Here is a 21,770-nt window from a genome sequence, read left to right as displayed (position 1 = left end):
AGCACGCTTCAGTCGGGCGCAAGCCCACGCAGGTTCGAATCCTGCCCTCTCCGCACCGAACCGCGAGCACCCAACCCCCGCACACCCGGGGGCACGGCCCGCCCGCCGGTTCCAAGGAGAGGTGCCCGGAGAGGCTTATCGGGGACCGAAGCACGCTTCAGTCGGGCGCAAGCCCACGCAGGTTCGAATCCTGCCCTCTCCGCACCGAACCGCGAGCACCCAACCCCCGCACACCCGGGGGCTCGGTCCGCCGGCCGATCATCGACGACTAGCGTCTGGAGATTCGCCTCATGCCGATCGCGGCATCTTCTGGCCCCCGGCGGGCTCTCGTCGTCGTCAACCCCACGGCGGGCACGGTCCGTGCGGGCCTGGTCGAGCAGGTCGTGCGGCTGTGCCGGGACCGGCTTGAGGCCGTGCGGGTGCATCGTACGGGCCGCCGCGGCAGCGCGGGTGAGGCTGTCACCGCGGCCCTGGCCCAACCTGGCGGGGCTGCGCCGGATCTGGTGGTCGCGGTAGGCGGTGACGGCACGGTGCACGAGGTCGTCGAGGCGCTGACGGCCGCTCATGCGGCGGGGCGGGCCGGTGCCGCGCTGGCCATCGTGCCCGCGGGCACCGGCAACTCCGGCTACCGCATGCTGTGGGCCGACCGGCCGTGGGCGCAGTCGCTGGCGGCGAGTGTGGCGGGCGGCCCCGGTGGGGCGCGGCTGCGCCGGATCGACGTGGGGTGGGTGGCCGAGACCGGCAAGCCGGTGCTGCTGGGCGCCTGCTCGGGGCTCATCGCCGAGGGTTTGATCGCGGCCCGCGCCATCACCGCGTCGGGCCGGGAGAAGTACGCCCGGGCGCTGCCGGAGGCCGCCGCGTCCTTCACCCCCTACCCGGGGCGGGTCACGGTCGACGGCGAGGTGCTGCACGAGGGCCGCACGGTGCTGGCGAACGTGGGCGGCGGCCGCTACCGCGGCGGCCAGTATCTGCTGCTGGAGGGCTCGGAGCTGGACGACGGCCTGCTGGATGTGTGCGTGGTGGGCGCCGAGGTGCCCGCGGCGCAGGTGCCGCGCCTGGCTCGCGCGGGGGTGCTGGGCCGGCAGCCGGGGGTGGTGCGGGGCCGGGGCCGGCGGATCGTGGTGGAGCGCACGGACGGGCGTCCCTTGCGGTTCGAGTACGACGGTGAACTGCAGCCTCTCAACTGGACCAGCATGACCGTCGAGGTGCTGCCGGGCGCGCTTTCCGTGTGGGGTGCTCCCAAGGAGGAAGTGACGCGTGTCGATACTCAAGGAGCTGTGCCGCTGGGCGGCGTGGCTGCGACCTGAGGACATCCCGGCCCGTGTGCGGGCTCTGGCCTCCAGTCAGCTGCTGTCGCAGCTGGCCTCGATCCGGGCGGGGGCCGCGCATCCGCTGGGCCGCCGCCTCATCGAAGGGTTCGGGCCGCCGCTGCAGGCCGATCCGCGGGCTTCGGCGTGCGTGCTGTCCGGGCTCGGCTCCTGGCTGAACCTGGACGACACCGCGTATGCGGGGCATCTGTCGAACTCCACGGTGTCCGTTCCGCTCGCCTTCGCCCACGCCCGCGGTCTGGACGGGCCCGCGCTGCTGGCCGCGGTCGTCGCCGCCAACGAGTGCGCGGCGAGGATCACCGCGGCCGCCACGCTCGGCCCGCTGCGCGGGCACAGCGCCGTGCACACTCATCTGGCGGGCGCGGTCAGCGGGCGGCTGCACTGCGAGGGCGCCGACGACGCGGTGTGGTCCAGCGCGCTCGGTCTCGCTTTCGCCATGCCCAACTGGCCGCTGATGCGGGCGTTCTTGGCCAGTGACGCCCGGGTGTTCAACACCTTCACCCCGGTGCGGACCGCCATGGACTCCTGCGACGCGGCCCGGGCCGGGCTGCGCGGCGCGGCGGACATCCTGGAACACCCCGACGGCTTCCTGGACCGTTTTGCTTCCGTGCCGCTGCCGGACGCGGTCAGTGCGGGTCTGGGGACGCGCTGGCACACCGAGACGCTGTCGTTCAAGATGCATCCGGGCGGTCCGGGGATCGACGCGGCCGTGGACTGCGCCGCCGAGCTGCACCGCCAGCTGGGCCCCTGCCGGCCCGAGGACATCGAGGAGATCGTCGTCGAGGCCTCCTTGTACACCCTGTTCGCGGGCCGGAAGGCGGCGTCGTACATCGTCGGGCCGGGTTCGCCGCTGGGCGCGCTGGTGCTGCACACCCCGTATCCGGTGGCCACCGCGCTGCTGACCGGGGGTCTGACGGTCAACGACTTCGCGGCGCCGCTGCTGAGCGACCGTGCCCGCTGGGATGTCGCGGAGCGGGTCCGCCTGGTGCACGACCCGGAGCTGACGCGGGCGCTGTTCGCCTCGGAGGCGCCCTTCGGGGAGGCCGTCAGGCAGGCCGGGAAGGCGGCCGGGCCCTGGCTGCGCGCGTTCGCCGGGGAGGAGGTGGCCGAGCTCGCCCAGGGCGCGGCCGGCGATGTCGCGCGCGCCGGGTTCGCCTCCTCGGCCAAGGCCACCGGGGCCCGGGTGACGGTGCGGCTGGCCGACGGGCGCACGGCCAGCCGGCAGCGCATGATCCCGATCGCTGCCGCGGGCCCGCACACCCGGGCCCACCACGCGGAGCTGATGCGGGCGAAATTCCTGGAATTCGGCGGGCCGAGTGATGTCGCCGACGCGGCGGCGGATCTTGAGTCCATGGATGCCGACACGTTGCGGAGCTGGATCGAATCGGCGCTGCGGTAATCCGCGAGGCGTATGTCAGCGGTGGGTCAGCCGCCGCTGACAGAATCGTTTTCCGGTGGATGTGTGGAAAACGAGCAGGACCATAGACTTGGAAAGGTCCTTTGATGCCTGACAAGGAACTCCGCAGCTACAAGCTCTATATAGCGGGCAAGGACGTCGAAGGCGACGGCTGGGTCTATACGGTCAGCGCCCGGTCTCTCCTTGAGGACGTCTTCACCAGTGTCAGTCTGAAGCGGGAACTGGAGCAGAATCCGGATTCCGACGCGGCCGGCCACCCGTATGTGGTGGGCCGCTGCGCGATCGCCGGTGACGCCTCCATCGACCTGGCCACGGAGGCCGCCGCGGCCGCGGCCGCGGCCTGGGCGGAGGTGCCGCTGGAACGCCGGATGCGGCTGGGCAGCATGTTCCGCGAGGAACTGATCCGGCGTGAGGACGAGTTTTTGGAGATCCTCACCTCCGAGGCGCACCCGCTGCGCCTGGCCCGCTGGGAACTGAGCTGCATGAAGCAGATCTACAGCGACGAGAGCCTGTACTGGTACCGGCAGCGGATGCACACCGAGTTCGAGCACGAGGGGCGGCGTCTGATCGTGCGCCGCCAGCCCGACGGTGTGGTCGCCTTCAACCCGCCGCAGAACGCGCCCGCGCCCAGCGCGGCCCTGGCCGTGCTCGCGCTGATGGCCGGCAACGCCGTGGTGATGCGGGCCCCGCGCAGTATCGCGCTGAGCACCATGTGGCTGATGCGGGATGTGGTCGCGCCGCTGCTGGAGGAGATCGACGCGCCCGCCGGCATCCTCAACGCCGTCTGCTCCAACCCCAAGCAGACCCTGGACCGGTGGATCGCCTCGCCGCTGGTCAACGACATCTTCTACATCGGCGGCAGCGAGGAGGGGCTGCGCTTTCAGGAACAGTGCGTCGCCCACGGCAAGAAGCCCATCCTGGAGCTGGCCGGCAACGACACCATCGTCATCTGGAAGGGCGCGGACCTGAAGAAGGCCGCCGAGGCGATCTGCGAGTCGTTCTACGGCTCCGGGCAGATCTGCATGGTGCCCAACTGTGTGCTGGTCCACCCGGAGATCGCCGAGGACCTCATCGCCGAGGTCAAGGAGCGCATCAAGCTGGTCAGGCCCGGCTATCCCGAGGACGAGGACGTGCTGCTCTCCCCCGTGCGGCGCAGCGAGAAGTTCTTCGCGCTGCTTGAGCAGTCCCTCGGCCTGGGCGGTGAGATCATCACCGGCGGGCAGCGCATGGAGGTCGACGGCACCGTGTCCTCCACCGGCGTCTTCCTGCAGCCGACCGTGGTCCGGGTCGACGGCCTGGCCGGGGCGCGCCAGCACGACATCGTCAGAAGCGAGACGTTCTTCCCGCTGCTGCCGATCGTGGTGCCCCAGCCGGCTGATGCGGCCGGCGACGACGAACTGCTCAACGCCTTCATCGAGTTCGTGAACTCCAACGAGTACGGGCTGCGCAACTCGCTGTGGGTGAAGTCGGCGAGGGTGATGAACGCGTTCGTGCAGCGGGTCGTCAACGGCGGCCTGCTGAAGATCAACGACTCGCACATCGGTTTCCTGCCGTATCTGCCCAGCCACGGCGGCACCGGCCTGACCGGCGGTGTCTACGGCGAGGCCAACTATCCGATCCTGAAGACCTCGCACATCCAGGGCGTGAGCATCGCCCACGACGTCAGCCCGCACGAGGCGGTCTTCGGACCCTGAACGGCGGCGCCGGGCACCGTGAACGGCGGCGGGCCTGCCCCGGGTCCACGGCCCGAAGCCGCCGGCCGACGACGACCGGTGGCCGACGGCTGATGTGACCGACGGCCGACGGCTGACGGCTGACGGCCGTACCGGCCGATTCCCGCACGAGCCGAACTTTTGTGAACCACCCACGGAGGTGTTTGTCGTTGCGCTCCCTCGACTTGGCCCGCGCGGTCTGCGACCGGTACCACCCCGGGCTGCTCAAGGCGCTGGAAGAGATCCCCTTCGCCGAGCGTGAGGCCCTGGGCAGCCCGGCGATCGACGTCTTCCGCGCCCATGGCGGTGTGGGACTGCTGGTGCCCGCCGAGTTCGGCGGCATGGGCGCCGACCCGGTGGACGCGGTGCGGGTGCAGCGGGCGCTGGGCGCCGTCTCGCCGTCCGTGGCCGCCGGGGTGACCATGCACCACTTCACCGTCTCGATGCTGTACGCGCTCGCCGAGGAGTCCGGGCGCCTGGAGAGCGGCCAGCTCGACCTGCTGCACCGCATCGTGCCCGACCAGGTGCTGATGGCCTCCGGCTGGGCCGAGGGCAAGACCCAGCAGAACATCTTCACCCCCTCGGTGGTCGCCGAGCCCGTCGAGGGCGGCTACCGCCTGAGCGGCACCAAGAAGCCGTGCAGCCTGGCCCGTTCGATGCAGCTGCTGACCGCCTCCATCGCCGTCCCCGGCCCGGACGGCAGCCCGGAGCTGGCCCTCGCCCTGGTCCCGGCCGACTCCCCGGGCCTGACGGTGCACCAGTTCTGGGGCAACGACGTGCTGGCCGCCTCCCAGAGCGAGGAGGTCCGCCTCAGCGACGTCTTCGTCCCGCACGCCATGGTGGTGCGCACCACGGCCGAGGACCCGCACCGGCTGGACGATCTGCAGACCGCGGGCGTCATCTGGTTCGAGATGCTGATCTCCGCCGGTTACGCCGGCGCCGCCGCCGCCCTGGCCGAGCTGGTCCTTCAACGCGGCCGCGGCAGCGCCGGCGACCGCGCCGGCGTGGTCATCGGCGCCGAGAGCGCCTTCGCGCTGCTGGAGGGCGCCGCCCGCGCGGTGCGCGACGGCGTCAGCGGCGAGGAGGCGGTGGCCCAGGTGCTCGTCGCCCGCTACGCCGCCCAGGACGCCCTGACCAGGTCCGCGGAGCTGAGCCTGGAACTGCTCGGCGGCATCGACTTCGTCCGCAGCAGCGACCACACCCGGCTCGCCGCCTCCGTCCGGCCGCTGATCTTCCACCCGCCGGGCCGGGCGGCGACCTCGGGGCCGCTGGCCGACTACTTCAACGGCGCCCCGCTGGAACTGTCCTGAAAATCCCGCGCGCCGGCACCTGACGGGCGCAGGTGCCCGTCCCGCCCGGGCCCGGATTGTTCGACCCCCGTCCCAGCCGTCCTTTTTTCCAGGGAGTTATCCGTGACCGTGACCCAGGACATCCGGGTCGATACCGAGGAAGAGATCCTCGGCCTGTACCGGGCCCACCTCAGCAAGGGCCGGGCCACCCTCGCCGAGCTGTTCGGCAGCCACATGGAGGTGGCATCCGAGGGGAACTGGCTGACCACGAGCGACGGCGAGCGTTTCCTCAACGCCGGCGGCTACGGCGTGTTCATCATGGGCGCCCGGCACCCCATCGTGATGGAAGCCGTCCAGCGCCAGCTGAACACCCACCCCGTCGCCACCCGCATCCTGCTGGAGCCGACCGTGGCGCGTGCCGCGGAGGCGCTGGTGTCCGTCATGCCGCCCGGCCTGGACCGGGTGCACTTCGCGCTGTCGGGCGCCGAGGCGGTCGAGACCGGTCTGAAACTGGCCCGTGCCGGCGGCCGCAAACGGACCGTGTCCATGGGCGGCGGATACCACGGCAAGACCCTGGGCGCGCTGTCGGCCACCGCCAAGGAGGTCTATCAAAAGCCCTTCAGGCCGCTGATCCCCGACGTCACCCACCTGCCCTTCGGCGACGCGGACGCCCTGGAGGAGGAGCTGCGGGCGCACCCCGGCGAGGTCTGTGTGATCCTCGAACCGGTGCAGGGCGAGGGCGGTGTGATCATTCCGCCCCGGGGCTATCTCAAGCGGGTCGAGGAACTGGTCCGCGCCTACGACGGCTTCCTCATCCTGGACGAAGTGCAAAGCGGCATGGGCCGGCTCGGCGAATGGTGGGGCGCCGACATCGAGGGCATCGTGCCCGACGTGCTGCTGGCGGGCAAGGCGCTGGGCGGGGGCGTGGTGCCGGTCTCGGCGGCCATCGCCACGGCCAAGGCGTTCCGTCCCTTCGACAAGGACCCCTACGTCCACACCGCGACCTTCTCCGGGCAGCCGCTGCTGATGGCCGCCGTCCAGGGCGCCATCCGGGCGATCACCGAAGAACGTCTGGTGACCAGGGCGATGGACCTCGGTGCCCGGCTGCTGCCGGGGATCGCCGAGATCGCCCGCCGCAACATCCCCGGCCTGGTGGTCGACGTACGCGGCCGCGGTCTGCTGATCGGGGTGGAGCTGGCCGAGCCGGGCCTGGCCGGGGAGCTGCTGATCGAGCTGTTCAACCACGGCGTGGTCGCCAACCACTCGATGAACGGCAGCTCGGTGGTCCGCTTCACGCCGCCCGCCACGCTGACCGAGCTGGATGTGGAATTCCTGCTCAACTCCTTCGACAAAGCCACTCTCGACCTGGTCGCGCACTCGGCCAGGATGCCGGAAGGCGGTAACAACTGATGCGGCACGTGGAACTGGACGCGGTGGTCCTGGGCGAGAACGCGCAGACCGTCTACGACTCCATTGCGAGGTTCGACCGTTTTCCCGAGCTGGCGCCGCACGTCAGCTCCACCACGGTGCACGGCTCGCTGCCCGACGCCAAGGGCAGCTCCAGCTGGGAACTGCACTTCCGCAGCGGCCTGCTGCGCTGGACGGAGGAGGACCGCTTCGTCCGCGACGAGCTCCAGATCCAGTTCGAACAGACCGACGGCGACTTCGACACCTTCGCCGGCACGTGGGCGCTGACCGAACAGGGCGGGGATGTCGCGGTGCACTTCGAGGTCGACTTCGACTTCGGCATCCCCAGCCTGGAGGGCATCCTCGACCCGATCGCCGAGCGGGTCATCAAGGAGACCGTGGCCTGGGCCATCACCGGCCTGTTCGACCGCACGCAGCTGCGCAGCGAGGTCGAGCTGGGCACGCCCGCCGACATCGTCGGCGTCTGAGAGGGGCGGGTCATGGACCAGGCGAACCCCTTCGAGACGCCGCGCACCTTCGCCCTGCACCGGGCCGAGTACCTGGTCGCCTTCGCGGTGTGCACGGCGCTGATCGTCCTGCACCTGGACGAGATCCGCTGGCTGCCCGCGATCGGCCTGTTCCTGTACATCGACCTGATCGGGTACATCCCCGGGGCGATCGCTTTCCGCCGCAGCGGCGGACAGCCCATCGCCAAGGCGTACTACGTGCTCTACAACGTCATGCACAGCATGATCACCCAGGGTGTCGTGGTCGCCCTGTGGTGCGCGCTGATCGGCCCCGAGTGGGCGCTGCTGGCGATCCCCTGGCATCTCAGCGGTGACCGGGGCCTGTTCGGCAACTTCATGAAGTCCTTCGCGCTGCCGTATGAACCGGTACGCCAGAAGGGGTATCTGCGGCTTCTGGATGATTTGCGCCTTGCGCATCCCAAGCCGGTCGGGCACACCCCGGACCCCGCGCCGGTCGGTCACGTTCCCGCCGCCCGGCCACGCCAGGCGCAGCCGGGCGAGCACCCGGTGTCCCCGGCCGCCCGCTGACGCACCCACCGCCTTCCCGGGCCCCTCTGTGTTTTCTGCCGCCCGGGACAGAAAGGAGCACCACCCGCCATGACCGCCTCCCCGCACAGCACCGTGGCGCCCGAGGCCGACTGGGACACCGCTCCGGGTCTGCTCGACGGCGCCAAGGAGCTCACTCTCGGGCCCGCCGAGTGCAATCTCGCCTACTGGATCACCCAGGTCGCCCAGGGCACCCTGCGCGACCGCGGGGTCACCGGCCACCACGACAGCGCCGAAGTGCCCGCCTTCCTCAAGGAGCCGGGCCCGCTGCGCGAGGCCCTCGTGCTGGAGTTCGGCTTCCGTGCCCTGTCCGAGGAAGTCGCCACCCGGATCCTGGCCCCCTACGTGGCCATCGCCCCCGGCATCGGCGAGCTGGAGTTCTACGCCACCCAGCTGATCGACGAGGCCCGGCACGCCCGGGTGTTCCGCAACCACCTGGTGGAGCTGGGGATGCCGGAGGCGACCTTGCTGCGGGACATCGAGGAGATGGCGGTGGACTACCACCGCGAGGTGCTGCAGCCGGTCATCGACTTCACCCTCGACATCGTCCAGAGCCGGCGCGACTTCGCCGGCGGGGTGGCGGTCTTCGCCATCGTCATCGAGGGCGTGCTCGCCCCGGCCGCGGAACTGAGCGAACGCAAGTGGACCCCGCTGTCCCCGGCCACCGGTGAGATCTCCCGCGGCACCGCCATCGACGAGATCCGCCACCTGACGGTCGCCAGCACCATCCTGCGCGACCATGTGCGCGCCCACCCGGAGTACCGGCCGCGGCTGATGGAGATCCTGCGGGCCGGGGTCGACCTGTGGGACTCCATCGACGACCGCAGGTTCGTCATCCACCGCGAGGAACTCTTCCAGCAGGGCATGACGCAGCACGCCGGCCTCATCGGCGACTACGAGATCTGGCCCGGCACCCGGCTGCTGGACACCACCCCCAACCAGCGCTACGACATGGCCGAGCGCTGGACGGACGAGATGGCCGCCTCCCGGATGGCCTACATGGGCCTGCCCGTGGAGGTCCTGTCCAGCACCTCCCCCGCCGGCACTTCCCCCGCCGGCGCCTCCCCCGCCGGCACGGCCGGGGAGCGGGCATGAGATCCGCCGTCATCGCCGGCATCGGCTCCTACCTGCCGCCCACGCTGGTCACCAACGACGACCTGGCCGCACGCCTGGACACCAGCGACGAGTGGATCCGCACCAGGACCGGCATGGCGGTGCGGCATGTGGTCGACCCCGGTGACGCCACCTCCGACCTCGCCGTCGAGGCCGGCCGCAGGGCGCTGGCCTCGGCCGGGGGCGGCGGCGCGGACGCCCTCATCCTGGCCACCACCACACCCGACCACCAGGTCCCGCCCACCGCACCCGAGATCGCCACCCGGCTCGGCCTGGGCACCCTGGCCGCCTTCGACCTGTCGGCGGCCTGCGCCGGATTCCTCTACGGGCTCACCTGCGCCTCGGGGCTGATCGCCACCGGCGCCGCCGAGCGGGTCCTGCTGATCGGCGCGGACGCCTTCACCACCATGGTCGACCCGGACGACCGGGGCACCGTGGTGCTCTTCGGGGACGCCGCCGGCGCGGTGCTGCTGCGCGCGGGCGCCGCCGACGAGCCGGGGGCCGTCGCGATGCCCGTACTGGGCAGCGACGGGTCGCTGGCGGACCTGATCAAGGTCCCGGCGGGCGGCTCCCGGTCGCGTTCCAGCGGCCCGCCGAGCAAGCAGCCCGATCCGGGCGACGTGTACTTCACGATGAACGGCCGCGAGACGTTCAGGCACGCGGTACGGCGGATGAGCGAAGCCTCCCGCGAAGCCGTGACGCGGGCCGGGTGGGACCTGACGGGCGTTGACCGGCTGGCCGCCCACCAGGCCAACTCCCGCATCCTCGCCGCGGTCGCGGACGAGCTCGGCTTCGAGCCCGAACGGCAGCTGTCCAATATCGCCGAGGTCGGCAACACCGCCGCGGCGTCGCTGCCCACCCTGCTCGCCCACAGCGCGGCCGACGGCTCGCTGCGGGCCGGCCACCGGGTGCTGCTCACCGCCTTCGGCGGCGGGCTGTCCTGGGGGGCGGCCACCCTGACCTGGCCCGACGTCACCGTCGGCTGACCGATGTGTGCCGACCTTCGTTCTGCGGAAAGGAAGCCCGCCATGTTCGAAACCCTCAAAGAGATCCTGGTCTCCAAGCTCAAGGTCTCTCCCGACCTGATCACCGAGGACGCCACCCGCGAGGAGGCCGAGCTGGACTCGCTCGCGGTCGTCGAGCTGTCGATGCTGCTGGAGAAGGACTACGGCATAAAGATCAGCGACGACGAGCTGATGGAGGCCGAAAACGTCGGCGAGATGGCCCGGATGATGACCGAGCGCCGCGCGGCGGCCTGAACGCAACGCACCGGCCGCCGGCCGGGCCGCCTGCCCCTGTCCGGCACCGCACCGGCACGACACCGCCCCCGGCGCCCCGGCCCCGCCCGGGGCGCCGGGGGCGGTGGCCGGACGCACTCAAGGAGAGGTCTCATGCACGACGTGACGGAGCTGCTCACCCTGGGGCCCGAGGCGGTGCGGCGCCTGGCACGGCGCCGGTACCCGCTCGACGTGGCCGCGCTGAAAGCCGCCCACCGGCGCCGCACCACCGCCCTTGCGGCCCTGTCCGGGCTGCGCGCCGAGGCGAAGGCGGCCTCCCGCGGGCACGGCGCGGGCACCCCCGGCGAGCAGGCGCGCCGGGCCGCGCGGCGGCTGCGGGAGCAGGTGCAGCAGGCGCAGGCAGCCGCGGACCGGGCCGAGGCGGAGCTGAGCGAGCTGCTGCTGGCGATCCCCAACCTGCCCCTTGAGCAGGTGCCCGACGGACACAGCGACACCGAGGCCGTCGAGGTCAGACGGGGCGGCCCGCCGGTGCAGGAGGGCACGCCCCGGGCGGCCCACCACGCCGACCTCGGCGAGGCGCTGAACATCCTGGACCACTCCCGCGCCGCCCGGCTGTCCGGCGCCCGGTTCACCGTGGTGCGCGCAGCCGGCGCCCGCCTGGAGCGCGCGCTCGCCGACTTCTTCCTCGACCTGCACACCACCGAGCACGGCTACACCGAGTACTCGGTGCCGTACCTGGTCAACCGCCAGACGATGACCGGCACCGGCCAGCTGCCCAAGTTCGCCGACGAGTTGTTCGCCACCGCCGTCGGTGACCGGGAGCTGTTCCTGGTGCCGACCGCCGAGGTGCCGCTGACCAACCTCGTCGCCGGTGAGCTGCTGCCGGACGCACGCCTGCCGCTGGCGTTCACCGCCCGCACCCCCTGCTTCCGCGCCGAGGCGGGCAGTTACGGCCGCGACACCCGCGGCATCCTGCGCCTGCACCAGTTCGAGAAGGTGGAGCTGGTCCGCATCTGCGCCGCCCAGGACGCGCCCGGGCAGCTTCAGCTGATGGTCGAGCACGCCGAGGAGTGCCTGCGCCGCCTGGAGCTGTCCTACCGGGTGGTGCTGCTGCCGGCCGGCGACCTGGGTTTCTCGGCCAGGATGACCTACGACCTCCAGGTGTGGCTGCCGGGCAGCAACACCTTCCGGGAGATCTCCTCCGTCTCCGACTGCGGCACCTTCCAGGCCCGCCGCGCCGGCATCCGCGTCCGCACCCGCGGCGGCGGCAAGGAGCCGGCCGCGACGCTGAACGGCTCCGCGCTGCCCATCGGGCGGACCCTGGCCGCGCTGCTGGAGCAGCACCAGCGGCCGGACGGGTCGGTGGAGCTGCCCAAGGCGCTGCAGCCGTATGCGGGCTTTGCACGGATCCTGCCGGACGGCACCCCGGAATGACCCCCGCCCCGCGGCCCTCCGGCGGCCCTCCGGCGGACCTCCGGGGGCGGCGGGGCGCCGCGGGGCGGTCGCTGAGGGGACGGTGGAGGCGTCTCACACCGGCTGCGGCGACAGCGCGGGGCGTGCGGTGGAGCCCGCGCCGGTGCCGGCGCACGCCGGGGACTGGTTGAGTATGTCCAAGAACAGCTCCCGCAGCTGCGGTGACGGCTCGGTGCCCAGCTCGGCGATCATCCGGGCGCGGGCGGCGTGGTAGGTCTCGATCGCCTCCGCCTGCCGCCCGCAGCGGTACAGCGCCCGCATCAGCATCTCGGTGATGCGCTCGCGCCAGGGGTGCACGACGCTCATCCGCTTCAGCTCCCCGATCGCGGAGGGCACTTCACGCTGCAGATCCAGCCAGAGCTTGTCCTCCGTCGCGGCCAGGTGCTCCTCGGCCAGCTGCACGGCCGCCGACTGGCACAGCAGCCCGCCGGCGACGTCCTGCAGCGCTGCCCCCCGCCACAGGCCCAGGCACTGCGCCAGCAGCCGGGAGGCCTGTTCGGTGTCGAAGGCCATGACCGAGCGGGCCTGGGCGATGCCGCGCCGAAAGACGTTCATGTCCAGATCGTCCAGCGGGAACTGGAGGCTGTAGCCGGTGGAGCGGCTGATCAGGGACACGGTGCCGTCGCCGAACTCCTGCAGGGTGCGGCGCAGCCGGGAGACATGGGCCTGCAGGGCGTTCTCCACCGTCATGGGCGGCTCGTCGCCCCACAGTTCGGCGTAGAGCTCCTCGGCCGGGACCAGCTTGCCGCCGTTGACGAGCAGCACGGCGAGCAGCACCCGCTGATGTCCTCCCCGGATGCTGTGGAAGTGGCCGTCCGCCTCGATGCCGACAGAGCCGAGAACCTTGAACTTCACCGACTGCTCCTCCCTGCCTGTCGCCCCCGCGACAGCCGGCGGCGACCGCCCAGACGGGCTCGACCGGGGCGGTACGCCAGTGTGTTGTCCTGGTTGAACGTGGCACCGGCGCCTTGAGCGCCGCTCGAAACACGGCCAAGGGTGCGCCGCGGCGGCCGGCTGCGCGGCAGGGGGTGCGAGCTGCGCGAAAGGGGCGGTGCCAGAAGCCGTCGGGCGGCCGGCTGCGGGCGGGTGGGGCGGGGCCGGCTGCCGGCCCGGCCGGGGGCGGCGCGGGCCCGGGACGGGGGTCTCTAGTTGTCCTCAAGTGTCCCTTGAGTCGGGTCTGTCACAGTGATGGTGGTGCCGCCCACGGCTTCGCGCGAGCCGGGCGGCGACCCGTACACAATTCACTAGCGTTTCAAGGGAGTACGCGTGAGTGACCTCACCGAGCTGGCCGGCCGTTACATCGCTGTGTGGAACGAGCCGGACGAGGCCAAGCGTGCCGCCGCGATCTCCGAGTTGTTCACCGCGGACGCCACGTACACCGACCCGCTGGCCGACGTGCAGGGGCACGACGGGATCGGGGCGGTGATCGCGGGCGCCCGTGAGCAGTTCCAGGGTTTCGACTTCCGGATTCTCGGTGAGGTCGACGCCAACCACCACATCGCCCGCTTCCAGTGGGAGCTGGTGCCCGCCGGCGGCGGCGAGAACGTCGTCATCGGCTTCGACGTCGTGGTGAGCGACGGCGCCGGAAAGATCAAGGGCGTCTTCGGGTTCCTCGACAAGGTGCCCGCCGGCGCCTAAAGGGCCCCAGGGCGCGTTGCAGCACCGGGCGGATCCCCGCACTTCACAGGGGGTCTGCCCGTTTCCGTCCCCGCAGGGCGAGGCAGCACAGCCCTGCGACATTTCCCCCACAAGGAGCACCACGATGACGACGGACGCCGCTTCCACCACCAGCGTCGAGGAAGGGGTGAGACCACCGGCCGGTACGGGCGGGCCCGGCTGGGGTGCGCTGGCCATCGTGATGGTGGGCACCTTCCTGACCGTCCTGGACTACTTCATCACCAATGTCGCCGTGCCCTCCGTCCAGGCCGATCTGCAGGCCAGCCACGCCCAGTCGCAGCTGGTCGTCGTCGGTTACGGGGTGGCCTTCACCGCGGGCATGATCACCGGCGGGCGGCTCGGTGACCTCTACGGCCGGCGGCGCATGTTCGCGCTGGGCATGCTGGGGTTCACCCTCGCCTCCGGGCTGTGCGCCGCGGCGCAGGGCGCCGATGCGCTGATCGTCTTCAGGGTGCTGCAGGGCGCCGCCGCGGCGCTGATGGTTCCTCAGGTGCTGGGCATCCTCGCCGTGGTCTACACCGGGGCGGCGCGGGCGCGTGCCTTTGTCGTCTACGGTCTGGTGGTCGGTCTGGCCGGCGTCTTCGGCCAGGCCATCGGCGGTGCGCTGATCTCCGTGGACGTGGCCGGGCTCACCTGGCGGACCATCTTCCTGATCAACCTGCCCGTCGGGGCCGCGGCCCTGGTGCTGACGCCGCGGCTGATTCCCGAGTCGCGCAGCGCCGAGGGCGGGCGGCTGGACCTGGTCGGGGCGCTGTTGTCGACGGTGACGCTGGTGGCGGTGGTGTTCTCGCTGGTCGAGGGCCAGGAACGCGACTGGCCGCTGTGGAGCTGGCTGCTGCTGGCGGCCGCGGTGCCGCTGGGCGCCGGCTTCGTGGCCCACCAGCGCCGCCGTATGCGCCGCCGGCTCAGCCCGCTGATCGACCTTTCGCTGTTCAGCAGCCGCACCTTCTCCGTCGGGCTGGCCGGCATGCTGTCGTACTTCCTGGCCATGGGCTCGTTCTTCTTCCTGCTCGCGCTGTATCTGCAGCAGGGCCGGGGCCTGTCGCCGGCCGAGGCCGGGCTGGTCTTCCTCACCCTGGGCGGCGGCTACTTCGGCTCGTCGATGCTGTCCACCAAGCTGGCCGCGCAGCTGGGCCACCGGCTGTACTCGACGGGCCCGCTGCTGCTGGCCACCGGGTACGTGCTGACCGCGGCGACGGCCCGCTGGCTGGGCACCGACGGGCACATCCTGTGGATCCTGCCCCCGCTGGTCCTCGCCGGCATCGGGATGGGCATGACCACCGGCCCGCTGACCGGTGCCGTCCTGGCGGGCGCCGACGCGCAGCACGCCGCCGCGGCCTCCGGCGCGGCCAACACCGTGCAGGAGGGCGCGGTCGCCGTCGGGGTGGCCGTCGTCGGCACCGTCTTCTTCCCCGCGCTGGGCGAGGCGGCGCCCGAGGACTATCCGCACGCCTTCGGCGTGGGACTGATCCCGCTGGTGGTCTTCTGCCTGGCCGCCAGTGTGATCGTGCGGTACATGCGGCCGCGCGAGCAGCGGTGAGGCGCCCGGTCCGCAGCTGACGGCGCGGGCCGTCACGGGGGCCGGTACGGACAGCGCGCTGTCCGTACCGGCCCCCTTTCGCTGCCCGCGCGGGGCGGGCCAGTGGCCGGTCAGCGGCGTGTCAGTGGCCGGTGCTTGGCTTGACGCCCGCACGCCGGTGATGTCACCACCGGCCCCGTTCTTGTCGGATCGGTCACCTATATGTCTTTTGCGAATGTTTCTGCGGGTCAGCTGCGTGAGCTGCCCGCCCATGAGATCACCGAAGAGATAGAGGCCGTCGTCGAGGAGCTGTTCAAGGACGCTCTGCTGATGGAGGCCGAGGAGGAACTCCCCCTTTCCGTCAGCTACTTCGACCTGGGGCTGACCTCGCTGAAGCTGACCCGCATCAAGCAGCAGCTGGAAGTGCTGCTGGATGTGTCCGTCGACACCACCGTGCTGTTCAACGAGCCCACCGTGGAGCACCTGGTGCGCTACCTGAGCGGCCTGCTCGCCAGTACGCCCGCCGCGGACCTGCCCGCCGCCCCGTAACCGATCACCGGCACACACAAGGAGCCGCGGACATGTCGCGCCACAACAGCCACGCCACCTCTTCTCACCTGCCGGGAGAGCCGCCGGAGCCGGTCGCGATCGTCGGGGTGGGGCTGCGCTTTCCCGGCGGCAGCAACAGCCTGGAGGAGTTCGAGGAGTTCCTGCGCACCGGCAGCTCCGGCATCGGCCCGCTGCCCCAGGACCGCTGGGACGTCGCCGCCTTCACCCCCCAGCACCCCGACGACAAGGGCAAGATACGGGCGCGGGCCGGCGGCTACCTGGAGCGGATCGACCTGTTCGACGCGGGCTTTTTCAACATCTCGCCCAAGGAGGCGCAGTACATCGACCCCCAGCAGCGCATGCTGCTGGAGACCGCGTGGCAGGCCCTGGAGCACGCCAACATCGACCCCACCCCGCTCAGGCGCGGCAACGGCGGCGTCTACATCGGCGCCAGCTCCGTCGACTACGCCCTGGAACTGGACACCCTCGCCTACGAGGAACTCGACGGCCACCTGGCGTCCGGCATCACCCTGTTCCCGCTGGCGGGACGGCTGTCGTACTTCCTGGGCTGGCGCGGCCCGTCCATCAGCGTCGACACCGCCTGCTCCTCCTCGCTGGCCGCGCTGCACATGGCCGTCACGGCGCTGCGCCGCGGCGAGTGCGACATCGCCCTGGGCGGCGCGGTCAACGCCCTGCACAGCCCGCGGATCCCGGTGATGTTCTCCAACGCCCAGATGCTGGCGGCCGACGGGCAGTGCAAGACCTTCGACGAGTCGGCCGACGGCTACGCGCGCGCCGAGGGCTGCGCTGTGGTGGTCCTCAAGCGGCTCACCGACGCCCAGCAGGACGGCGACAACGTCCTGGCCGTGATCCGCGGCAGCGCGGTCGGCCAGGACGGCGACAGCGCCGGGCTGACGGTGCCCAACGGGCCCGCCCAGGAGCGGGTGCTGCGTCTGGCGCTCGCCGACGCACACCTCGATGCGGGCGACATCGGTTACGTCGAGGCGCACGGCACCGGCACCCCGCTGGGCGACCCCATCGAGATCGGCGCCATCAGCAACGTGTTCGCCGACACCCACACCCAGGACGACCCGCTGATCGTGGGCTCGGTCAAGACCAACCTCGGCCACATGGAGCCGGCCTCCGGGCTGGTCGGCGTCATCAAGGCGCTGCTGCAGATCCGCTCGGCGACCATCTTCCCGCACCTGAACTTCTCCACGCCCTCCACGCGCATCCCGTGGGAGGTGTATCCGGTGCGCATCCCCACCGCGTGCGAGCCGTGGACGGCGCCGGTGCGCCGGGCCGCGGTCAACAGCTTCGGCTTCGCCGGCACCATCGGCGCCCTGGTCCTGGAACAGCCCCCCGCCCCCTTACCCGCCGCTGGCGGGGTGCCAAAGACCGCCGCACGCGCCGGCGGGGCGGTGTTCACCCTGTCCGCCAAGAGCAGTGCCGCGCTGCGCGCCCAGGCCGAGCAGTACCACGCCTTCCTCACCAGCCACCCCGAGGCGGACGTGGCCGCCGTGGCCTACACGGCCAACGTCGGCCGGGCGCACTTCTCGCACCGCATCGCCGCCCCCGTCGCCGACCGCCAGGCGCTGCTGGCCCTCCTGGATGCCGCCCGCCGGCCGGAAGCGGCCGTGGAGCCCTCGGGCGTGCGCAAGGTCGCCTTCATGTTCACCGGGCAGGGCGCGCAGTACGCGGGCATGGGCGCCGCCCCCTACCGGCAGTTCGCGCTGTTCCGGCAGGTCGTCGACGAGTGCGACCGGCTCTTCGCGCCGCATCTGGGCCGCTCGGTGCGCGCGCTGCTGCTCACGACCGGCCAGGACGCGGAGCAGGCGATCGGCCAGACCCTGTTCACCCAGGCGGCGCTGTTCACCCTGGAGTACGCGCTCGCCCGCCAGTGGATGTCCTGGGGGATCAAGCCCAATGTGCTGATCGGGCACAGCATCGGCGAGGTGGTGGCCGCCACCGTGGCCGGGCTGTTCTCCCTGCCGGACGCGGTGACGCTGGTCGCCGCCCGCGCCCGGCTGATGCAGTCGGTGCGCGCCGACGGGGGCATGGCCTCCGTCAGCGCCGCCGCCGAGCGGATCGAGCCGCTGCTGGGGGACTACCCGGACCTGGCCGTCGCGGCCGTCAACGGCCCCGAGGCGTGCGTCATCTCCGGCGCGAGCGCGCCGCTGGCCGAGGTCAGCGCCCGCCTGGCCGGCGAGGGCATCCGCGTCAAGGCGCTGTCGGTCTCGCACGCCTTCCACTCCCCGCTGATGGCGGAGGTGTTCGACGACTTCCGCACCGCCCTGCAGGCCGTCACCTTCCACGAGCCGTCCATCTCGCTGGTGTCCAACCTCACCGGCAAGGTGGCACGGATGCGGGAGATCGCCAGCGCCGAGTACTGGGTGCGGCACATCGGCGAACCGGTGCGGTTCTACGACGGCATGCGCACGGTGGCCAAACGCGGCCGGCACGCCTTCGTGGAGATGGGGCCCTCGGCCATGCTGTGCGCGCTGGGCAAGAGCTGCGTGAGCGCCGGCGACCATGTGTGGCTGGCCAGCCTGCGCCGCCAGGACACCGGCCCCAGCGCCATGCTCAGCGCCCTGGCCGGCTTCTACGCCGCCGGCCTTGGTGTCGACTGGGCCGCCTACCACGCCGGGACGCGCCCGGGCATGGTGCAGCTGCCCACCTACGCCTTCCAGCGCAAGCCGTACTGGCTGCCCGCCTCCACCGCCCGCAGCCGGCCGGGCGCGTCCGGCGAAGCGCACCACCCGCTGCTCGGCCGGCCCCGCCCCGCCGGACAGTCCGAGCCGCAGATACGGGAGTTCGAATCCGAGTTCACCCTCGCCGAGCTGGGCGAGCTGTCCGGCCACCGCCTGGGCGGGCAGGCCTCGCTGCCGCCCGCCGCCTGGGCCGAGCTGCTCTTCGCCCTGCAGGACGCGGTGTTCGGGCACACCCGCCACCGCATCGAGGACCTGCGGCTGCCCCAGCCGCTGTATGCGGACGACAGGGACGTGGTGCGGCTGACGACACGGCTGCGCCGGACGGGCACCCACCGGGCCGAGGTCGAGGTGAGCGGCACCCTCACCCGCCGTACCGGCGGCACCGGTGAGGGCGCTGAGGGCGGTCAGGGGGAGGTGCTCACCTTCGTACGCGCCCGCCTGGCACCCGATGAGCAGCCGCCGGCCGCCGCGCTGCACGCCCTGGCCGGCACCCCCGGCCCGCCGCGGGCGCAGGCGCAGGCCGAGGACATCGCCACCGACCTGGCGGCCGTCGGCCGCGGCTTCGGCGACGCCGCGCCGCGCCTGCTCGCCCTCACCCGGCACCCGCACGGTGTGGTGACGGGCGAACTCGCCGGCGGCCCGGCGGCAGCGCTGGAGCAGCTTCCGGCCGCGCTGCTGGAGAGCGCGCTGACCGGCGCCGTCGCCCTGGACGTGGACGGACCGGTGTACGCGCTCAGCGCCGCGCGCAGCCTCAGGCTGTTCAAAAAGCCGCGCGGCCAGCGGCTGCACCTGGTGGCCCGGGTCCGGCCCGAGGGCGCCGGCCGCATCGCCGATGTGCTGCTGCTGGACGACGACGAACCGGTCGCCGAAGTGCTCGGCGCCGTGCTGTCACGCCCCAACGGGGCAGGCGGCGGGCCGCACTTCATCCACCGCGCCGACTGGCTGCGCCGCTCGCTGCCCGAGGCGGCACAGACCCCCGGCGGGCGGCACGTGCTGCTGGTGGGCACGGCCGGGGCGCAGACGCCCGCCGTGCTCACCGCTCTGGCCGGCCACGCCCGCCCGGACAGCGGCGGCCCGGACAACGCCCGCCCGGACAGCGGCGGCCCGGACAACGGCGGCCCGGCGCAGGAGGTGCGGCTGTCCCTGGCGGCCGACGCGCAGGCGCTGGATGCGCACCTGGCCGACGCTTCGGTCACCGACATCGCCTGGTTCTGGCAGCCCGCCGCCGGCCCGATGTCGTACGCGCGGCTGCGCGGGGAGCTGGAGCACAACTTCCGCAGCCTGCTGCGGGCGCTGGCCGCGCCCCACCTGGCCCGGGCACGGCACACCCCGCGCCTGTGGCTGGTCACCGAGCGCGCCCAGTGGCTGCCCGGCGACAGCGCCGACGGCGGCGAGCAGCTTGCGGCCGCCGCGCTGTGGGGCTTCGGGCACGTACTGCTCAACGAGCACCCCCAGCTCAAAGCGACCTGCGTCGACGTCGACGGCGACGGCGAGGCGGCGGCAGCGGCCCTGCTGGCCGAGTGGCGCGCGCCCCAGGCGGACGAGTACCAGATCGCCTACCGCGCGGGCCGCCGCCATGTGCGCCGGCTGCTGCCCGGCGACGCCGCCCCCTCATTTCCCGGCGCCTTCGAGGTGCACGCCGGCGCCGCGCACCCGCCCGTGCTGGTGCCGGCCGAGCAGCCGCCGCCGCAGGACGATCAGGTGCGGGTGCAGGTGACGGCCGCGGCCCTGACCGCCCAGGACATCCCCGCCGGCCCGGCCGGTGAGGGGCACGGTGCACCGCAGCCGGTGACCGCGACCGCCTGCGCGGGCACGGTCGTGGCGGCGGGCCCCGCAGCACACCTGGCCGTGGGCACGCCGGTGCGTCTGACCCGGCCGGGGGTGCTGGGCTCGGCGGTGACCGTGCCCGCGGCGGCGGTGACACCCCTGCGCCCCGGTGAGCGGCCGGCCGCCGCGGCGGCGCTGGCCGCGGGCGGCACCGACCAGGACGCGGCCCGGGGCGAGGTGTACCGGGTGGAGGAGACGGACGAGGCGCTGCGGATGCTGCCCCGGCGCACCGGGGCCGTCGTCATCGCCTTCGGCGCCGGCCCCGTGCCGGGCGCCGGCACACCCGAGGCCGGCGCGGGCCGGCAGGCCACCGGCGTGCGGGCCGACCGCACCTATGTGGTGACCGGCGGCCTGGGCGGCCTGGGCCTGGTCACCGCGGCCAAGCTCGTCGATCTGGGGGCCCGGCACCTGGTGCTGGTCAGCCGCAGCGGGCGGCCCACCGGCGAAGCCGCCGGCATCCTGAGCGAACTGGCCCACAAGGCGACGGTGTCGCTGCTGCGCGCCGACCTGGGCAGCGACACCCAGGTCGCCGAGCTCGTCGCACAGCTCCAGCAGCTGCCGCACCCGGTGGGCGGCATCGTCCATGCGGCCGGCGCCATCGGCAGCGAGCTGATCTCCGCCCTGGACTGGCCGGCCATCGAGGAGCAGCTGGCGCCCAAGGTGTACGGCGGGTGGCTGCTGCACGAGGCCGCCGCCGGCTTCGCCGAGCTGGACTTCTTCACCGTCTACTCCTCCATCGCCGCTGTCGCCGGCGCCCGCGGCGGCGTCGGCCAGGCGCACTACGCGGCCGCGTTCTCCTTCCTGGACAACCTGGTGCACTACCGCACGCGCCGGCAGCTGCCCGCCCTGAGCGTCAACTGGGGCTCGTGGGCGCGGGTGGGGGCCTCGGCCCGCCTGAAGGCCTCCTACATCACGGAGATCGAACGCAGCGGCGTGCGCCTGTTCTCGCCCTCGTGGGCGCTGCGCGCCCTGGAGCGGCTGGGGCAGCACGGCGCGGCGCAGCGGGTGGTGAACATCTTCGACTGGGACCAGTTCGTGGCCCGGCTGCCGCTGGCCAACGCCCTGTTCGAGCACGTCGCAGGCCGCAGGCAGGCGGCCGGTGACGATGCGGGCATGGACCTGGCCGATCTGCTGGCCAGGCCCCGAAGCGAGCGGCTGAAGCTGATCGGCCGGACGGTGGCCGAACGCGTCGCCGCCGTGCTGCACTTCGGCTCGGCCGACGAGGTGGAGCCCACCGCCGACTTCGTCACCCTCGGCCTGGACTCGGTGATGGGCATGGAGGTCAAGTCCCAGCTGGAGGCGGACCTCGGGCTGAACCTGCCGGCCTCGCTGACCTTCGACCACCCCTCGGTGCGGCACATCACCGAGTTCGTCGACACCCAGCTGTCCCGACAGGACGGATGACCCCTGAAGTCCCACCGCCGAACAGAAGGCAGC

The 21,770-nt window shown here is 72.6% G+C and carries 16 protein-coding genes and 1 tRNA gene; 16 read left to right on the top strand and 1 reads right to left on the bottom strand.

Annotated elements, in window-relative coordinates; all coding sequences use genetic code 11:
• Positions 1–115 precede the first annotated feature (115 nt).
• From NW895_RS23360 to serS, 12 genes are all read left to right on the top strand, one after another.
• Positions 116–202, top strand: a tRNA-OTHER gene (locus tag NW895_RS23360).
• Positions 203–290: 88 nt separating this feature from the next.
• Positions 291–1,307, top strand: a complete 1,017-nt coding sequence (locus tag NW895_RS23355) for a diacylglycerol kinase family protein (protein ID WP_289937765.1) — start codon at positions 291–293, stop codon at positions 1,305–1,307.
• Entirely contained in the window at positions 1,258–2,727 is a 1,470-nt protein-coding gene (locus NW895_RS23350; protein ID WP_289937764.1) for an MmgE/PrpD family protein, read from the top strand. The genes NW895_RS23355 and NW895_RS23350 overlap by 50 nt, the downstream gene beginning before the upstream one ends.
• Positions 2,728–2,831: 104 nt before the next feature.
• The gene (locus NW895_RS23345) at positions 2,832–4,439 is read left to right on the top strand and encodes an aldehyde dehydrogenase (RefSeq protein ID WP_289937763.1); all 1,608 of its coding nucleotides are present in this window, start codon (positions 2,832–2,834) and stop codon (positions 4,437–4,439) included.
• 188 nt (positions 4,440–4,627) lie between these two features.
• Entirely contained in the window at positions 4,628–5,767 is a 1,140-nt protein-coding gene (locus tag NW895_RS23340; RefSeq protein WP_289937762.1) for an acyl-CoA dehydrogenase family protein, read from the top strand.
• Between the two features lie 102 nt (positions 5,768–5,869).
• Positions 5,870–7,156, top strand: coding sequence for an aminotransferase class III-fold pyridoxal phosphate-dependent enzyme (locus tag NW895_RS23335; protein WP_289937761.1), 1,287 nt, complete (start codon positions 5,870–5,872; stop codon positions 7,154–7,156).
• On the top strand, positions 7,156–7,641 hold the full coding sequence (locus tag NW895_RS23330) for an SRPBCC family protein (protein WP_289937760.1): 486 nt from the start codon (positions 7,156–7,158) through the stop codon (positions 7,639–7,641). Before NW895_RS23335 ends, NW895_RS23330 begins: the two co-directional genes overlap by 1 nt.
• Positions 7,642–7,653: 12 nt before the next feature.
• On the top strand, positions 7,654–8,208 hold the full coding sequence (locus tag NW895_RS23325; protein WP_289937759.1) for a hypothetical protein: 555 nt from the start codon (positions 7,654–7,656) through the stop codon (positions 8,206–8,208).
• Positions 8,209–8,277: 69 nt separating this feature from the next.
• Entirely contained in the window at positions 8,278–9,321 is a 1,044-nt protein-coding gene (locus tag NW895_RS23320; RefSeq protein ID WP_289937758.1) for a VlmB-like protein, read from the top strand.
• Positions 9,318–10,325, top strand: coding sequence for a beta-ketoacyl-ACP synthase III (locus NW895_RS23315; protein ID WP_289937757.1), 1,008 nt, complete (start codon positions 9,318–9,320; stop codon positions 10,323–10,325). Before NW895_RS23320 ends, NW895_RS23315 begins: the two co-directional genes overlap by 4 nt.
• Before the next feature lie 42 nt (positions 10,326–10,367).
• On the top strand, positions 10,368–10,598 hold the full coding sequence (locus NW895_RS23310) for an acyl carrier protein (protein ID WP_289937756.1): 231 nt from the start codon (positions 10,368–10,370) through the stop codon (positions 10,596–10,598).
• A 132-nt stretch (positions 10,599–10,730) separates the two neighbouring features.
• On the top strand, positions 10,731–12,011 hold the full coding sequence (gene serS, locus NW895_RS23305) for a serine--tRNA ligase (protein WP_289937755.1): 1,281 nt from the start codon (positions 10,731–10,733) through the stop codon (positions 12,009–12,011).
• A 93-nt stretch (positions 12,012–12,104) separates the two neighbouring features.
• On the opposite strand, the gene NW895_RS23300 is transcribed toward serS, so the two are convergent.
• Positions 12,105–12,905, bottom strand: coding sequence for an AfsR/SARP family transcriptional regulator (locus NW895_RS23300; protein ID WP_289937754.1), 801 nt, complete (start codon positions 12,903–12,905; stop codon positions 12,105–12,107).
• A 411-nt stretch (positions 12,906–13,316) separates the two neighbouring features.
• Between NW895_RS23300 and NW895_RS23295 the strand changes: the two genes are divergently transcribed.
• The 4 genes from NW895_RS23295 to NW895_RS23280 all read left to right on the top strand — a co-directional run bounded on the left by NW895_RS23295 (position 13,317) and on the right by NW895_RS23280 (position 21,737).
• On the top strand, positions 13,317–13,688 hold the full coding sequence (locus tag NW895_RS23295) for a nuclear transport factor 2 family protein (RefSeq protein WP_289937753.1): 372 nt from the start codon (positions 13,317–13,319) through the stop codon (positions 13,686–13,688).
• A gap of 124 nt (positions 13,689–13,812) precedes the next feature.
• On the top strand, positions 13,813–15,267 hold the full coding sequence (locus tag NW895_RS23290; RefSeq protein WP_289937752.1) for an MFS transporter: 1,455 nt from the start codon (positions 13,813–13,815) through the stop codon (positions 15,265–15,267).
• A 201-nt stretch (positions 15,268–15,468) separates the two neighbouring features.
• Positions 15,469–15,795 carry an acyl carrier protein gene (locus tag NW895_RS23285; RefSeq protein WP_289937751.1) on the top strand — a complete coding sequence of 109 codons (327 nt, stop codon included), beginning with the start codon at positions 15,469–15,471 and terminating at the stop codon, positions 15,793–15,795.
• A gap of 32 nt (positions 15,796–15,827) precedes the next feature.
• Entirely contained in the window at positions 15,828–21,737 is a 5,910-nt protein-coding gene (locus NW895_RS23280) for a type I polyketide synthase (RefSeq protein ID WP_289937750.1), read from the top strand.
• Positions 21,738–21,770: the final 33 nt, after the last annotated feature.

Source organism: Streptomyces sp. S.PNR 29, from assembly GCF_030386795.1.
Taxonomy (GTDB): domain Bacteria; phylum Actinomycetota; class Actinomycetes; order Streptomycetales; family Streptomycetaceae; genus Streptomyces.
The sequence above is the reverse complement of the archived record's forward strand: the minus strand, read 5'-3'. Positions and strand labels throughout refer to the sequence as shown.

Bases quoted from the DNA above. Each gene is read 5' to 3' on its own strand.
- NW895_RS23355 (WP_289937765.1), top strand. From the start codon at position 291: ATGCCGATCGCGGCATCTTCTGGCCCCCGGCGGGCTCTCGTCGTCGTC.
- NW895_RS23345 (WP_289937763.1), top strand. From the start codon at position 2,832: ATGCCTGACAAGGAACTCCGCAGCTACAAGCTCTATATAGCGGGCAAG.
- NW895_RS23330 (WP_289937760.1), top strand. From the start codon at position 7,156: ATGCGGCACGTGGAACTGGACGCGGTGGTCCTGGGCGAGAACGCGCAG.
- NW895_RS23325 (WP_289937759.1), top strand. From the start codon at position 7,654: ATGGACCAGGCGAACCCCTTCGAGACGCCGCGCACCTTCGCCCTGCAC.
- NW895_RS23320 (WP_289937758.1), top strand. From the start codon at position 8,278: ATGACCGCCTCCCCGCACAGCACCGTGGCGCCCGAGGCCGACTGGGAC.
- NW895_RS23315 (WP_289937757.1), top strand. From the start codon at position 9,318: ATGAGATCCGCCGTCATCGCCGGCATCGGCTCCTACCTGCCGCCCACG.
- NW895_RS23310 (WP_289937756.1), top strand. From the start codon at position 10,368: ATGTTCGAAACCCTCAAAGAGATCCTGGTCTCCAAGCTCAAGGTCTCT.
- serS (WP_289937755.1), top strand. From the start codon at position 10,731: ATGCACGACGTGACGGAGCTGCTCACCCTGGGGCCCGAGGCGGTGCGG.
- NW895_RS23290 (WP_289937752.1), top strand. From the start codon at position 13,813: ATGACGACGGACGCCGCTTCCACCACCAGCGTCGAGGAAGGGGTGAGA.
- NW895_RS23285 (WP_289937751.1), top strand. From the start codon at position 15,469: ATGTCTTTTGCGAATGTTTCTGCGGGTCAGCTGCGTGAGCTGCCCGCC.
- NW895_RS23280 (WP_289937750.1), top strand. From the start codon at position 15,828: ATGTCGCGCCACAACAGCCACGCCACCTCTTCTCACCTGCCGGGAGAG.